This is a genomic window from Limosilactobacillus ingluviei DSM 15946 (assembly GCF_001435775.1).
Classification (GTDB): domain Bacteria; phylum Bacillota; class Bacilli; order Lactobacillales; family Lactobacillaceae; genus Limosilactobacillus; species Limosilactobacillus ingluviei.
This window is the reverse complement of the sequence record NZ_AZFK01000002.1, coordinates 33,848-49,515: the sequence shown is the minus strand read 5'-3', so window position 1 is coordinate 49,515 and position 15,668 is coordinate 33,848. Positions and strand designations below refer to the sequence as shown.

The 15,668-nt window shown below is 45.8% G+C and carries 13 protein-coding genes and 1 pseudogene; 3 read left to right on the top strand and 11 right to left on the bottom strand.

The window, feature by feature from the left end; all coding sequences use genetic code 11:
• Positions 1-53: 53 nt before the first annotated feature.
• The 11 genes and pseudogenes from FC43_RS00475 to FC43_RS00425 all read right to left on the bottom strand — a co-directional run bounded on the left by FC43_RS00475 (position 54) and on the right by FC43_RS00425 (position 14,015).
• Positions 54-1,069 (bottom strand): annotated as a pseudogene (locus FC43_RS00475) (glycerate kinase).
• A gap of 64 nt (positions 1,070-1,133) precedes the next feature.
• Entirely contained in the window at positions 1,134-2,441 is a 1,308-nt protein-coding gene (locus FC43_RS00470) for a lanthionine synthetase LanC family protein (RefSeq protein WP_056953297.1), read from the bottom strand.
• Positions 2,438-3,109 carry an amino acid ABC transporter permease gene (locus FC43_RS00465; RefSeq protein WP_056953296.1) on the bottom strand — a complete coding sequence of 224 codons (672 nt, stop codon included), beginning with the start codon at positions 3,107-3,109 and terminating at the stop codon, positions 2,438-2,440. Before FC43_RS00465 ends, FC43_RS00470 begins: the two co-directional genes overlap by 4 nt.
• 15 nt (positions 3,110-3,124) lie before the next feature.
• Positions 3,125-3,907: a transporter substrate-binding domain-containing protein gene (locus FC43_RS00460; RefSeq protein ID WP_056953295.1), complete on the bottom strand. Its 783-nt coding sequence runs from the start codon at positions 3,905-3,907 to the stop codon at positions 3,125-3,127.
• Between the two features lie 351 nt (positions 3,908-4,258).
• A complete protein-coding gene (locus FC43_RS00455) occupies positions 4,259-5,230 on the bottom strand; it encodes a hypothetical protein (protein WP_056953294.1) in 972 nt (323 codons plus the stop codon).
• Positions 5,231-5,349: 119 nt separating this feature from the next.
• Positions 5,350-6,591 carry a DNA (cytosine-5-)-methyltransferase gene (dcm, locus tag FC43_RS00450; RefSeq protein WP_056953293.1) on the bottom strand — a complete coding sequence of 414 codons (1,242 nt, stop codon included), beginning with the start codon at positions 6,589-6,591 and terminating at the stop codon, positions 5,350-5,352.
• A 52-nt stretch (positions 6,592-6,643) separates the two neighbouring features.
• Positions 6,644-7,624, bottom strand: a complete 981-nt coding sequence (locus tag FC43_RS00445; RefSeq protein WP_056953292.1) for a phospholipase D family protein — start codon at positions 7,622-7,624, stop codon at positions 6,644-6,646.
• Positions 7,621-8,316: a DUF6339 family protein gene (locus tag FC43_RS00440; protein ID WP_056953290.1), complete on the bottom strand. Its 696-nt coding sequence runs from the start codon at positions 8,314-8,316 to the stop codon at positions 7,621-7,623. The genes FC43_RS00445 and FC43_RS00440 overlap by 4 nt, the downstream gene beginning before the upstream one ends.
• 3 nt (positions 8,317-8,319) lie before the next feature.
• On the bottom strand, positions 8,320-9,279 hold the full coding sequence (locus FC43_RS00435; protein ID WP_056953289.1) for a hypothetical protein: 960 nt from the start codon (positions 9,277-9,279) through the stop codon (positions 8,320-8,322).
• 11 nt (positions 9,280-9,290) lie between these two features.
• Positions 9,291-11,222, bottom strand: a complete 1,932-nt coding sequence (locus FC43_RS00430; RefSeq protein ID WP_191979085.1) for a hypothetical protein — start codon at positions 11,220-11,222, stop codon at positions 9,291-9,293.
• A gap of 3 nt (positions 11,223-11,225) precedes the next feature.
• Positions 11,226-14,015, bottom strand: a complete 2,790-nt coding sequence (locus FC43_RS00425) for a Z1 domain-containing protein (protein ID WP_082611416.1) — start codon at positions 14,013-14,015, stop codon at positions 11,226-11,228.
• Positions 14,016-14,123: 108 nt separating this feature from the next.
• Here FC43_RS00425 and FC43_RS00420 point away from each other — a divergent pair, with 108 nt between their 5' ends.
• From FC43_RS00420 to FC43_RS00410, 3 genes are read left to right on the top strand one after another with little or no spacing between them, the layout of a single operon-like run.
• Entirely contained in the window at positions 14,124-14,576 is a 453-nt protein-coding gene (locus tag FC43_RS00420) for a very short patch repair endonuclease (protein WP_056953287.1), read from the top strand.
• A gap of 39 nt (positions 14,577-14,615) precedes the next feature.
• On the top strand, positions 14,616-14,981 hold the full coding sequence (locus tag FC43_RS00415; RefSeq protein ID WP_056953286.1) for a hypothetical protein: 366 nt from the start codon (positions 14,616-14,618) through the stop codon (positions 14,979-14,981).
• Positions 14,968-15,666: a hypothetical protein gene (locus FC43_RS00410; RefSeq protein ID WP_056953285.1), complete on the top strand. Its 699-nt coding sequence runs from the start codon at positions 14,968-14,970 to the stop codon at positions 15,664-15,666. The genes FC43_RS00415 and FC43_RS00410 overlap by 14 nt, the downstream gene beginning before the upstream one ends.
• The last annotated feature ends 2 nt before the right edge of the window (positions 15,667-15,668 follow it).

The window sequence follows — 15,668 nt, the reverse complement described above, 5'->3', positions numbered from 1 at the left end:
ATTTGGTGTCAAGAGCTTAACTTAATGACATTAATCTATAAATATGTCGTGTGTCAATTCCCATTCATCCGCAATTTTTTATTTTGCGCTTCCCAGAGCCGGGCAATTTGCGTGGCAGTAATTTCAAGATCAGCCTTTGCTTCTGCCATCGCTTGGGTTAACACCTTGGCTCCGGTGGGGGTCGCAAAGACGGCGTCGATCACATCAGTCAAGTCCGCGCCGCCGGGGCCAATGTGTCCGGTAAGGGCGATCACCGGCGCGTGCGGGGCAACGGCTTTAATCGCCTGGGCCACTCCGTACGGGGTTTTGCCAAAGCGGGTCTGAAAATCAAGACTGCCTTCCCCGGTGAAAGCCAGGTCGGCGCCGTGCGCTTTCCGTTTTAAATTGGTTGCCTCTACCACCAGTTCCACCCCGGGGTGGAGGCTGGCGTGGGTGAAGGCTAACAGGCCGGCACCTAAGCCCCCGGCGGCCCGGTCAGCGGATTGGTGACGTCGGAAGCCAACTTGATTTTAACTTCGGCTAACCGTGGGTCCAGCTGGCTGACGTCGATTTGAGCTAGTTCACCCAGGGCGCCCCCGCCGAAGGGCAACTCCTGGCCACTTTGATCCAACAAATGCGCCCCCAAGGCCTGGGCTAGCCCCGCGCCACCATCATTGGTCGCTGAGCCGCCCAGGCCCAAAATAATTTCGCGCACCCCCTGATCGAGGGCATCGCGAACCAATTCGCCGGTCCCGTAAGTCGTCGTCAAGAGCGGATTTAATTGATCAGCCGGTACCAAGGGTAAGCCGCTGGCCGCGGCCATCTCAATCACCGCGGTTTGCCCCTGACCAAGTAAGCCGTAACGAGCGGCGACCGGCAAGCCTAAGGGACCAGTGACCGTGCGCGTTATAAAGCGCCCGCCCGTCGCATCAACCAGGGCTTGGACCGTCCCTTCACCCCCGTCGGCCATCGGGACCAACACGTATTCCGCATCCGGCCAAATCTGCTTTAACCCGACTTGGATGGCTTCACCGACTTCTTTGGCCGTCAGTGACCCCTTAAACGAATCTGGTGCGATTACGATCTTCATTTCCCCCACCCTTTCGCGCAATTTACTTAAATTATACGCGTTTGGGAGCATATTTCCCGGGAAATTATTGGCTCAGCTTCCAAGTCGCCGGATAGGGATCGTCAATCAAACGATGGGTGTTTAAATGCCCCTGCTCAATTTCGCCCAGTTCCAACAGCTGACTGGCAATTCCGGCGGCACCATCGTAATAGCCCAACGCCGCCGTAATGTTGGTCGGTACCTTCCGCTCAAAAGCCTGGTGCCAGTAGACGGCCTGTGTCGTTTGAACGGCCCGGTTGACCAGCAGTTGACCGGTCGCTTGCGCTTGGGTCAGGTAGGCCGGCTGGCCCGTGGCCAAATACGCCCCCAACTGCAAGTTTAGGATTCCAGCCGTCCCGCAGCAGTAGTTCTCAGTCTGCCAGTAGCCCGCCGAGCGCTTAGCCGGGGCTTGCACCAGGTCCAGTCCGGCAATTGCCGCGGCAAAATCGCGAGCGGCCTGGCGATCGTCTTGCTGAAGGGCTAGCTGGTAAAAGTAGCGGGCCACCCCTACTGGCCCCCCACAGTAGCCGACGTAGCAGATCCCCTCCGTATCCGGATGATAATGTGGCAGCAAGATCGCCTCCTTTTGCCCATAGTACTCGTAAAATTCGCGAATCCCGGTCACGCCAGCTGTAAACCGGTCCTCGCCAGTCCAAGCCGCCAATTTAAGCAGGGTGTAAGCCACTCCCGCCGGACCAAGGGGAAACCCAGTATTGAACTTGGCAGCTGGGCCACCAACGTAGTTCAGATCCAAGCCCACGTAGTAAGCCTGGCCATGTGCATCGACCTGCCGTTGGCGCAAAACGTAAGCACCAAATTTACGCAAAGCGGCTTGCCAGCCGGGAATCTGGTAGCGTGGCGCCAAATGCCCCAACAAAAGGGCCGTCCCGCCATCGGCAACAATCCCAATTTGACCACTCCAGGCCCCATCCGGTCGCTGTTCAGCCACGATGCCCTGTAGAATCTGGCAAATCGCCTGGGCAAAGCGAGGCGTTGGCTGGGCTTGATCGAGCCAGGCCAAAGCTTGGGCCACTCCTCCCAGGCCCGTCGTGTAAGCATACTTGCTAAAGGCTTTCTCAAGGTGCTCAGCTGGCGCCAGTGCCCGGGCGGCCAGTTCCTGCCCCGCCTGATAGGCCGTCGTAAAGTAACGGGTTTCGCCACTAACCTGAGCCAGGAGCAGGTAAAATTTGATGATCCCGCTCGCCCCCGCGTAAAGCGAAGCCTCATCGTAGTAGCGCCACTGACCCGCAAAGGAGTGACTGATGTCCCAAGTCAGCCCCGCCGGTGTCTTTTTCAGGTGTTGATCCAACCGGTGCGCCACCCGCTTAGCCAACGGTAAATATTGGTTTTTCACGCGCGTGCCTCCTTACCAAAGCGCCGGGCGACCCGAGTTTCCAACCATTGTTGCAAATGGGTGTAAACGTAAATCAGAATCACGTACCAGCTGCCGACCACCAAGTAAACTTCAAGGTAAGCGAGGTTTTCCGTTGCCAGCAACTTGCCGGCCCCAAACAGCTCCGTTACCCCAATCGAAAAGGCCAACGAAGTTTCTTTCAGCAGGCCAATAAAGGTATTACCGACCGGGGGAATCATGATCGGAATTGCCTGGGGAATGATCACCCGCCGGTAAACAACTGCCTTGGAAAGGCCGAGCGCCAAGCCCGCTTCCAGTTGGCCACGACCAACACTGGCCAGCCCAGCTCGGAAAATTTCCGTTAGGTAGGCCCCCTCTTTCAACGCGAGACAAACCGTCGCAGCGGCCCCGGCCGGCAAAAGCGACTGGCCATGCCAAAGCTGGGGTAGGCCATAGTAGCCAACGAAAAAGATCACCAGGGTCGGAAACCCCCGAAAGATCAACAAATACCCGGCCACCAGCCGCTGGACCACCGGGTAGCGCTGGCCAATGCTGAGGACCGTCGCCACCACGATTGCCAAGCCCATGGCGACAATCGCCATTAAAAGCGTCACCGGGACATACCGGCCAATCTGCGGGAAGACTTTTAACATGTAGGCAAAATCCATGAGGTCCTCCTCAGTTTATTGGTCCTGGAGGGACTTCTTCGTGACGTCGGCGCCATTGTAGAATTGCTTGGACAGCTTGGCCAGGGTTCCATCTTGTTTCAGTTTGGTCAGAGCCTTGTCAAAACGCTTTTGTTTGGCTTGGGCCTGCTTGTCCTTGGCAAACGGAAAGGCCGTCACGTTCCAGCCCGCGACCCCCTTGACGATCCGCAAATTAAGGTGCTGCTTTTTGACGGTTTCCTGGATGAACTGGCGTTGGTTCAAAACGCCAGCAACGGTACCATTATTGGCATCAGTAAAGACGGCATTGCGATCATCGTACTTTTTGATCTTGATCCGCGAATCGTATTTTTCCAGCAAATCAATGTTGGAAGAACCGACCGGGGCGGCGACTGTCTTGCCCGCCAGATCCTTCAGCGTATGGTACTTGCTGTCCTTTAAGACGGCAATTTGAGCGGCGTAGTAGGAGTAAGCCGGCGAGAAGTGGTATTTCTTTTCCCGGGCCGGCAGGACGGTAATCGAGTTGGCAATCGTGTCGATATTGCCCTGATCGAGTTCACCAAAGAGGCTCGGTACGTCGCCAACGACCTTGAACTTAACTTTGGCGCCCATTTCCTTCCCCACCGCCTTGGCCACTGCCACGTCAAAACCCGTCAACTTTCCGTCCTTACGATAAGAGGTCGGGTAGGTTTGCGCGGTCGTCCCGACCGTGAGCGTATCCGCCTGGGCAAGGGGAGCCGCTGCCAAACTGCTGCCTAAAGTTACTAATGCCAATAAAGCCTGCCATTTCATCTTCTTCATCAATCTCGTTCCTTTCACCTATGTTTTTTACCAACCAACAAGCTACTAGACGCAAACCATACAAAAAGGCCGTGATCCCATCCTTGGAATCACGGCCTTACCAAACCGGTATTACTTTACCGATCTGCTTTACAGAGGATTACGCCCCGTTAATTGACCCAAGCGATTCGCTGATGGTATGCCAAAATGGTGCTGGCCATTACTGGACAGCACATGCATTGGCAAGCCATCAAAGCGTTCGTTTGAACCATGAGGAAATCCTCCCTTCGTAAATGATGGTCTTAGCTTACCGAATCCTCTTACCATTTGTCAATCACTTTTTTAAAAAATGATGAGAAAAAACGAGTAGTTCTAATCTTCATCCCGGTCGAAGTCGTCATCAAACTCCCATTCATCTTCTGGTTCCCACTGCTCATAATCGGCTGACGCATCGTAATCCGACCACTCGGCGTCGTAATCATCGTTTTCCCAATCGTCGCGATCCCAATCATCATCGTCATCCCGGTCCCAATCGTCATCACGATCCCAGTCACCATCATCATCTCGGTCCCAATCGTCATCGTCGTGGTCCCAGTCATCATCATCTTGATGCTCTGCTTCGTAGGCCAGGTCCTTGGCCACTTCGGCTTGCAATTCGGCCATCCGCTCCTCATCGATCTCCGGCTGCGGTTCACCAGCCGCTTCGGCTTCCTCGGCGGCCGTCAATTGCTCCCCACCAAGGTCGTCCAACACCGCACTGGTTTCCCCCAACATTTCAGTTAAGGCCAGGTCCTGCGCATCGGGCAACCAGCCGCTCAATTGATCGTTGGTGTCGTCGAGCCGCCCCTCATCTAAAAAGGCGACGTCCGTCGAAAAATCCACCATCGTCGGCGCCTGCGGGATCGCTTCCCAGGTACTTTCCTCCCGGCTGCGGTAATCAGCAAAGTCCGGATCGTGCCAGTCCGTGTCCCAGCTTTGGACCAGCCGTGCCATCTCATCACCGCAGGCTGGCATATCAAGCGGTGTTTCATGGTCCAGCGGCACGGCATAACGATCCCGGCCATTTTTGACGAAGTAGAGGTACTTGGTTGATGCCTGGGGATTTGCCAGCAGGAAGGTCACGTGGTTAAAGCGGATCGTCGCCCAACGGTTAAGTAGCCGCAAGCGGTCGGTCAGGGCCGTCCACTCGGTTGCTTGGCCGGACAAACCATGTGCGATCTGGGTCGCCATGGTACTATCGGGCCGCGGCACGATTACATAGGTGCCAAAATCTGGCTTTTTGATATCAATGTCCCAGCCAAATTGTTCCCGTAGCATTACGCGGATGAAGTTGTCCTTGTTCATTTTCCAGCCCTCCCAGTTTCCTGTCCCCATTATAAATTTCCCGGCGCGGCTAAACAATGACTCCATTTCCCGGGAAATGAAAAACGTTCAAGCATCCGACCTTGGAGCTTGAACGTAGACTAACCCAATTGCTGATTCAATTCAACGACTTGCTTAAAAATCTCCTCTAAGACTGGAACTACAATACTGTTCCCCGCCAATTTGATTAGCTTCGATTGGGGCAACATTTTTTGCCCTTTCCGAACCACATCATTCTGGGCCTCTAAATTGTCAAAATCTTTTTCATCAAATCCCATCAATAAAAAGCATTCTCTAGGTGTTAAATTGCGGTAATGTTTATTCCACGGCGTAAACTTAATGTTTCGATATTCAACAATTCCAGAATTGGGATCACGATCTTGTTTAGTGGTAACCGTCCGGGCAAAAACATTCTTTTGTGGCTTATCATCAATCGCCAAAATTCGACTATTTTCAAAAATCCGTTGCCTCGAGTCAGTATAGTTTGGAGTACTATCTGTCGCTTCTTGCCTATACACTGGATTAGAGTAATCCAACCGCAAAAATTCACCAATGTTTCTAATTTTTTCGTCTGGCAAGGCAATCATTTCCAGATCGTTATCCATCAAATATCGATCAATGTAGTCCGCTTGGGCATCACTATCTGCTCTAACGCTGAGCATATAAGTTCTCACCCGTGATTGGGGAATCCCAAAGTTTCTCGCATCAAGCGTGGATACCTTATTAACATATCCCATTTTTTCCAAAAAGCGTTGCCATTCACGGAAATTATCAATGTTCTTGCTAGAGAGAATATCACTGACATTTTCCATCAGCAAAAACCGCGGCATGGGTTTAGCCAACATTTGATATTCTTTTAAGATCCGTTCAATTTGCCATAGTAATGTGCTTCGGTTATTGGCATCGCGATCAATCCCACCAGTGTAGTGGTGCCAATAACGCCCTGCTGAAAGGTCTTGGCACGGGAAGGAGTAAGTAAGAATATCACCTTCCGGCAAATCGTTGGCGTGCACTTGAGTAATATCAACTAAGTTCTTAGTTCGATTAATCGCAGCTAAAATTTTCTTCAGTTGGATCGTCGACATTGCTTGCAATGCTTTGTCTGACAATGCCTTCTTTCCATCACCAGAAAGATTAAAGCGGCCTACCGACTCGATCAAACTCTCTTTATTATGATGCCGATATTCAGTTAAGTCCTGTTTACCATTATGAATAATATCATAAGCGTAAATAGCACCAATTTCCCAATCAACGGTTGTTACTGTTTTATAATCAACGTTTAGATTTTTTAGGGCTTGTGCTTGAGCACCAATGCCGCTAAATGTTTCGATCAATTTCAACATGATCGATCCCACCTCATTCTAAGATTTTCATATTACTTTAATAACATGGAAATCACTTAATTAAATAGAGATTATATCTCTTTGGCCGATCTTTTGCAGCCTTTTTGTTTGCTTGTACAACGATAACTCCGTCACCCGCATTTTCTAAGGTAACTTTTTCATTATCGTGAAGATTAAGCATTGCTAAGACTTCATCTCGAATGTTGAATCTCGCTAAGCGTAGTTCTGAGAAATTAGTAACTATTGCCTCATCATCTTTGCCATTAATTTGAACATTAAAACGCTCGGCTTCGCGAAGCTCATACATATCCACACCCTTTAATGACAAAAAAGGATCAGACGCATTCAAAGCAAAATTCTCACGAAAATCCGGTCTAATTATTGGAATTTTTATTCCTTCAACATTTAGACTAAGCCCTTTAATGTAAGTTCCCACTGGCTTACGCCAACTTTGTTCAGAACCATTATTAACCGTTCTATGTTCATAGCTTGAAAAGCCCGCTTTATCTTCAGTAACTTCTGATGACACGTCTTCTTCACGCTGCTCACTCTCGAAACTAACTTCAGTAGTATTACTAAATCTAAGATACTCCTCAACCACCGGAGATGTACAAAGATACGCTCGCTCTTTAATCGCTGAAAAAATTGCATCCACGCTATTGTTCACAACCGTCATGACTTCCGTTTGCGATAGAAAGCCTCGTTCTGAAAAATTAGCTGATCCAATATATGATTGATGATTATGATCGTTATAGAAATCGACTACTTTTTGGTGAACCATTGGCTCTTCACAAACATACCACAATCTGATTTTTCCACTTTCCGTTAATTGCTTATAAAGCTCATGATCTTTTGCAGAAATTCCTTGCAAGGCCATTCCTAGGTAAATATCCATTTTCAGATTAGGACAGTCTTTCAGCACTCGCAATAAAAAACTTGCCGAGCTATACCCTGTGATTACTCTTACATTCGAAAAGCGTCTGGCATTCGCTTGAACAATTGTCTGATACAAATTGTGTACAAAAAGCGTCATTTCCCTGCCCCTGCCGATTCAAACAGATCATGCACGTACTGCTCAATTCCCCCAGCTACCAATTCGGGTGAAGTAGTAATCAGTCGAGCGGTATTGAGCTTTAAGACCCGACGAAAAAGATCCCGACTGGTGTGGCCCTTGTATTGTTTCATAATTTCTCGGTAAACATCAACATAGTAGCCTCGGCCAGGACGTTCAACTAAGTTCATAATCGTATCTGTTGAATTAGTTGCCAATAATTCCCGCGTAGCCTCTTCGCTCCCGGCCCAAGAAAGGTGGATATACCACCAAATCGTACTTAGCCAAACCCGCCGTGGCAATGCATAGTAGTGATCTTGCTTCTCTTCAAAACCAATCCGTGCGTGTACAATATCAGGAATCACCCGTAAAGACAGATAACGCCATACATCATTACTGCTGGCAGCGCGGTTTGTGAACCCAATTTGATCATTTAAAATTTCGTATAGTTTAAATCCGTAATCAACGTCAAACTCGTATCCCAAAGTTGAAGCTACGTCCAGCCCATTCTTTTCAAAAATTTCATCTCGTGCTCGAATCAATTCTTCACGTAACGGTAACCATTCTGGAGAAGGGTTAATCGGAGTAATCATTTTGTCTTTTACGACTAAGCTTTCAAAATCTTGCTTTGCCTTCGGAATTGAGTAAGACACTGCATTCCAATTAATGTTCATTAGTTATGCCTCATCTTCTTTTTCGCCTTGTGCAACCTTATTGAAAATTGCCATCATCTTATCGTTCTTGATATCAATATCATATAGGTTGATCCAGTACTGAACCACTTTAGCCACTGATCCTTCAGCCGGCACATCATTTTCAAAATCGGAGCCATCAGCTGCCATATCATTCGCCGTTTCATCTATAATCATCGCAACGGCTTGAGCCATGATTTGTTCCATCAATACTGCACTGACCCCATTAGAGGTACTTGAGCTATTAACTAAAGCCTTGAACTTAGGATGTTTGCTGTTTAATTCGATTTGAACACTAGAAGCATCGAAAGCGTCAACTAACGGATCACTCCAAAGCTTCCTCATTTGCCACAACGGACCGCCTGGATTCTCAATTTCGGTAATCGGGAACGTCGATCCTGTTCCATCAACAGTTAGACAAGTTTGAAAGAGGTTATCATAACTCAAGCGCATCCCTTCTTCGTTTGCTTGGAAAGGATGTTGTACTTTACTAGTTTTCAAAAAGAAGAAGAACTCTAAATTAATCTTCCCTCTCATCCATGATTTTTCAAAATCATAATCAAACTCAATGTCTAAATTATCTACCGTATCATATACGTCTTGTGGTAAAACCATTGTTTTTTGGAATTTTGAATCAGCCGAAAAAAGGTGCACGGCAACGCCAATTCGATTCGCTGAATCCGTGATCTCACTATGACCAAAAAAGGCACTTGGATTACCTATTTTGAATGATTGATGGTAGTGAAGACCATTTAATTGAGGATCCCACCCATCATCATATTCATTAATACTAATGCTTTCCTTAGCTTCATCAGGATATTCAATGAAAACATCTTCAGATTCACTATTAATATACGTTAACTCGGGAACCATGACTTGAACATTAGCATGTAATTCGTCACAGTATTCATCATCAATTTTTCGATAAAGACTTATTTCTGGCATGGAGTTTCCTCTTAATTATTGATTTGCTGAATTGTAATTTGCGGTTGATATTCGTTTGAAGTCAACTGTAAAGAAATCGCCCCTTCAACAGTGGCAACTGCTTCTTGATTGTTTTGCAACGTAATAGACGATTGATCAGAATCCATCAGCTCGACAATGCCGTCTTCAATCGTTACATCACTGATACTGATTGGGAAAGCTAACTCTCCAAACGTTCCTTGCCATTGGGAAAGCTTCAAACTAGAATCTTGGGTCTTAATTCTCAATTCAATTAACGCTTGTCCCTTTAGGGAAGCTTCAAAGTGAATCTGGATATTACCATTTGGTAACATCGAACTATCCTTGATCTTAATATCAGCCGTTCGCTTATGTGGTGAAGTTTTCTTATGCTTCTTATTGGATGGTGCTTTACCAGCTTTGCCAAAGTTTTCTGGCGGTAACAACCGACCGAAGCGCCGCGCTAAAGTAGATGACAATAAGGTAGTTCCACCATCATCGGTTCCTTCTGTTTCATCGCTCAAAGCTTTAGCTGTCAAACGAGTAATACGGTTAACCAACGTTAATCCGTCCACGTCAAACCAGTCCGCATGGTCAGCTTTTTCGCTAGCACGTAAATACTGTTCCAAATTTTTATGACGATCAGTTTGGAATTTTTTATACAGTTTTCCCTTCGAATTTGGTACAAAGAACCCCATCAAGACTTGGTTGTCACCAACCTTAACTCCGCTAGACCAAGCCCCGTTCACATCATACTTAACGATCATGCCCGGTTTCCGGGTAAATGCAACTATCGATGCTTTTGCTTCATCTTCGTCACTTGTACCTTCAATGTACTTCAATGGCGTAAAATCACCATTTGAAAGTTCATCCTTATTTTGAACGGTAAAGGCAATTTTACCGGCTTCTACTTTCGGTGATTCCATCCCCATCCGCGAAATCTTAATTGGCTTTACCGTAATCTTTGCATTATCTGAACTTCCTGTAATTGCTGCGTTGTACAATGCTTGCATCATTTTAAATGGCTTTTCTAATTCACCGTACAAACCAATTGGATTACTTCCGTTGATGGTACATACCAACTGTGAGTTACCACTTTGCTTTGCATAGACTTCGTTTACTAAGCGGGGTGAGTACCAACGTTGGACTGCTGTTTGAATTGCCCGTTCGCGGTCCCGTTCCCATGGTAATGAATCACTTGAGGGAGCGTACTTATGAAGGTATGGCACAATAATTGTCGTCCCCATCTGATCATCTCGATAACCCGGAATATTAAAGATTTCAAGAATTTCAGCGATACGCTGGTGATCAGTAATTGGGAAAATTTTGGCGTTTTCTTTTGCCGGCTTCTCCCCCTCATAAGTTCCCCACCAAGCAATCCCTCGATTGCTCTTTTTCAAAAGTTTTCGTTTGTCCTTTGGGTCTTCAATTAATGAACCAATCAACCGTTCTTCATAGCCATCACCATCTTTTACACGGGTGTAGTAAAGCACAATTCCCACACCCAAACGGAAGTAACTGGTCTTGCCTAACCCCCAACTACCACCTGCACCATCAGCTTCTTGGTTTTTCCCAATACTGAACACTAACTTTTGGAAATTGCTCTTATTTAAAATCCGAGTGTCATCAGATCTGTAGTCCCCCGTCAAACCAACTGTTTCGCTATCACGAACACTCAAAAATTCTGCGTCTTTCGGGAAGCGACGATTCAACTCGTCACTAATATCATCAAATTCAGAATTCAAACGTTGGGCGTCAAACTTCCCCAGTTGGTAATCAACACGTGTAACCGGTCGTCCTTTTACCGCCGCATCCAGCGCATTTTGAATTGATTCGCGCACGATAATATCAATCGTGGAAAAATTGGAGTTTTGCAACGACTTAAGAATGGCATCCCCTGATTGGGCCATGCTTTGCGAATCATCTGGTGCAATTTTTATTTGCATTTTCTAGTCCTCATCTGTTTCTTCACTAAATTCTTCTTCAACATTTGGCCCAGCCTCTGATGGCAATCCAGGCACCAAATTAACTGAAACGTACTCAACCCGGTTCCTGTTTTGACTTCCTTGAACCGCGGGGAACATAATACTGAGTCCGATCAAATCACCAGCAACATTTAAATCTTCACGACCAACCGATCTTTGCTGTTTCTTCGAGTTTTTGTCAATTCGATAAACAATTAACTGTGGCGCATCCAACACACCCGCCTTTTTGCGAATTTCAACTATTTCATCCGCAGAAAGAACTTTCTTATTATATTCAGATGTCAATTTCTGAAGTTGTTCCACATTAATGTCATACAAAAGGTGCGAAGGACTCCTTAAAACACCGATACTGATGGTGTCTGACAAGCGATTATCGGACAACATCTTCGCACGATTTACTGGCTGCAAACTCCATCCGTCAACTTGCCAAGACTCGTTAGTTGCTTTTTGCAGTTTGCCTTTCCCCGCATAAATAACGTTCCAGTCGGCAAACTTGTGCTTAGCGGTGTTGTTCTGGCTAATCCATTCCATAATGTTAGGAATGGAACTTACTTGGTGATCTTCTTTTACCGAGCGGTAATCCTTTAAGAAAGCTAGGATTCTCTCTGTATCGACACCACGCCAAACCATCCGGTCATCAGTGCCGCGATAATAGTCTGCGCCTAAGCCATTTAAGAACTGTTGCGTTGAACGCAAATTGTGTTCAATCGTTTCCTTTCGAGTATCATACAGAATGATTTGTGGACTGTACCCAGCAAAATTAAATTCAGCCGGCTTTGCACTTTGCATCTTGTTGTTTGAAGTAATCTTAACGTTGACATAGCTTGGACTGGTTTTAACTCTTGGTGCCGACTGCAAGGGTGTCATCCCGTTTGCCGCGAAGATCTTCCATTGATCCAACATTTCATCATTCATTTCACGTAAGTATTGATAGCGGCTGTTGGCAGCACTGTCGAGCCAAATTCGTGGGTATAGCTCATAGCCCATCCGGTACCCAAACCACCGGGCCATTTGCATCAATGTATCAGCTTGATTGGTATTGCGTAAGAAGAACGTCGATACTAATCCTTGAATAGTCAAGCCCCGAGAGAGCGTGTTCCCACCAATGACAATAAACGCTGGTGCTTTATCCTTTTCGTCATTCTTGCTTGGATAACGCAAGCGAATTTGATGATCCTCATCTGAGGTACTGCGACTATTATCAACACAAATATGAATTCCGTTGCCGTAACGGTATTTTCCATCATCTCGTTCAGCAATCCGTCCTACATATTCATCATTAGGCAAACCAAACAGTAATCGTAATTCCTCTTCAACGGCTTGCCAAGCTGGATAATCGTCGATTGGCTTGGTATAGTCGGGTAAAACCTTCTTAAAATCTTGAATTTGCAACTTTTCAGTTTCAATTTGATATTGCTTCTTTAGAGTTGCTAACGTTACTTCAAGATTTTTCCGTAGATCTCGTAAGTATCCTTGAACCTTTTCATCCACAATTTTATGTGAATCAACCTTAAAGTCGGTATGAATCATCATCGAAATCGGTTTACTGTAACCATTGGCCCGCATGGCGGCTACTGCCAACAAGAACCAATTGATGGCCTTTTTAAAATCTACCGGCAAAGGATCATCAGACTTACCAGTCTGAACTTTTCGAATCGTTTCAACTGCTTCTTTAGAAATGCTTCGTACAATATCCAACCGATCTTGATAGTCGGGGTCATTTTTTCCAAAAATTTGGTCAGCACCAATGTATTCATCAGCTGATTGTAAAATGGTAATAAAATCCTTGGGGTACAGCGATTCAGTGGTGGCTTCGTTTAAAACATTCGCAAACGGCGTTGCGGTATAGGCCACATAATTCATAGCACCAAAGTCAGGATCATTCACGATATCCTTAATAATCCGGTTAATGGCCGTCGCCTTATCTTTTTCAATGTTTTGAGTATTAATACTTGCTTGATCGGCCTCATCGTCAATCAACAACACTTTCATCTTGCGCTTTTGATTTGGATCATAGTTCAACCATTTTTTCAGCTTTTCAAGCCGGCTCTTATTTTTTAAAACAACTGTTAAGTAACGTTCATGTGAACTAGACTTAAGGTTTAGATTTTGTACCGCAGGCAGGTCTTCGATTTCGGCACTGTTAAATGAATGCCAGTGGTTATCCGCCCCATCTTGCGAAAGATCTCGTCTGATTCGTTCCAAGTTTTGTTCACGCAAACTTTCAATCATCCCCGACAAGACAATAAAAACATTGAAACCATTGTCAGCTGCCATCGCCATCAAGCCAGTCATATTGGCTGTTTTACCTGATTGAACATTTCCGACTACCAATCCCTTTACTGGTCCTTTAGTCGCTTGCATGTCTAAACTCAAACGCTTCAAAACGGCTTTAGTCGATTGTTCTAAATTCATAATCGACTTTTGGGACCAGTGTTGCGCTTCCTTAAGCGATTGTTTTCGATACATGTTCCAACTTGAGTGAGGATTTGTTGAAATTTCAGTTGTATTATCAACCTGTGGACTACTTACCAAACTAACTGCTCGACTACCCTCTTCATCTTTTTTCAGTTGATCTATTAATTTGATATATTCTTTAAAAGACGGAGCACTTACTTGTCTAAGTATCTTCAGAAGACTAGCATATTGCTCATAGGATTCTTCGGTCATTAACTGTTCCCAGCTCAATTTACGACTTGATTTCAAAAGTTCAATAGCTTCAATTCGTTCTGAATTCATATCGTTCGAAACCATAATTATTCACCCTAAAATTCACACATTTTATAAACACTTACTAATATACCAAAAAAGAAACCTCTTTAAAATCACTTACATTAATAGTTGTCAAGCATGGAGCGAAAAATGAAATATAATTTTCATACAACTAAGCAACGTCACGACCAAATGGCCAAAATTCATGTTACTGGTGGCAAAGACGAAGTGATCTTGCGCAAACTACTTTGGCATAAAGGAGTTAGGTATCGTACAAATTACAAAGCGTTGCCCGGCAAGCCTGATATTGCAATTACCAAATACAAAATTGCCGTCTTTATTGATGGTGAATTTTGGCATGGTTTTGATTGGGAAAATTACCAAAAACACATCAAAAGCAATCGTGACTACTGGATTCCTAAAATTGAAGCTAATATGCGTCATGATCGCGAAGTAACTCAACAACTTGAAGCAATGGGATGGATCGTTCTTCGTTTTTGGTCAAAACAGGTCTTAAAAAATCCTGATTACTTCGTTGAATTAATCCTATGGTACCTTCGCGGCCAAGCCCAACCTGATGATCGTTTTGTTCCCCATTCGTGATAAAATTAAATCAATTAATCTCATAAAGGGGACCGCACCATGACGCTTCGCTACCTGCCGCCAAACAAAATTCTCCGGGATCGGGCCTGGGAAAAAGAATTTGGCATCGATGATCTGCAAATGCTGGCCTACATTCACGACGACTCTCTCACCGTAATCGGTCAAATCCAAGCCAAAGAAATCACCTGCCGCTTCTATATGGTTCTTGTAGCCTATGCCAAGGATGGCACCATGTTGTTTAACACAAGAAACTACTCTTATGGTGGTAAATTCACCACTAGCGTGATCTCCAATCTCCCATTTTTTCCTGCTTTTCCCTTTTCTTTTAAAGAATATAGCGACCTCGCTCCCGAAGTTGACCACTGCAAAATTATTCTCAAAGGTTACCACAATGATAAAAACTGACGCTATTATCAACCTGATCGCTAGCAACCGAACTTTACTCAGTGATTGGGCCACTTTAAGTTATCACCTTCAGTCGCTCCGCCTTTCCAGCCTGGAATACAATCTCACCCGGGTGTGCTGGGAATTTGGTCTGCTCTTTGATGAACCAACAAATGATGAAAAAACGAGCGAACAGCTCCAAACCGAGTACGGCCTCTCCCCGGCCGCCAGCCGGTGGTGCCTTGATCTGGCGCACCAATTGGCCGCTCAGCTTCCTTCGACCACTCCCACTAATGCGCAAGCACAGTCAGGCATCGATCTAAATGATTATCAAACTAAAGATCAGCTTCCACTTCCCATTATCCGTGATACGGTATTGGAGGGGCATTTTGGCATCACCAACGTCAATTGCGTTGCCAGAAAAGCTTACCATTTTGATGATGAAATCTTTGAGATCCAATTAACTGGTGAAATCGCTATCCAGCCTAGATTCGATATTGAGTTTACAATCTTTATCATGTTGTATAACGAACGCGGTGAACTGTTAGCCTATGACACTAACACCCTGATCAAAGAGTACCAAGTAACCCCGACGATCATCAATTGTGAATTGACTTTCCCTGCCGACCAAAAAATCGCCAAGCTCATGATTCGGCCTAACTTCGAGCCGTGGGTATTCACGGTTACGGATAAATACGGTAAATAAAC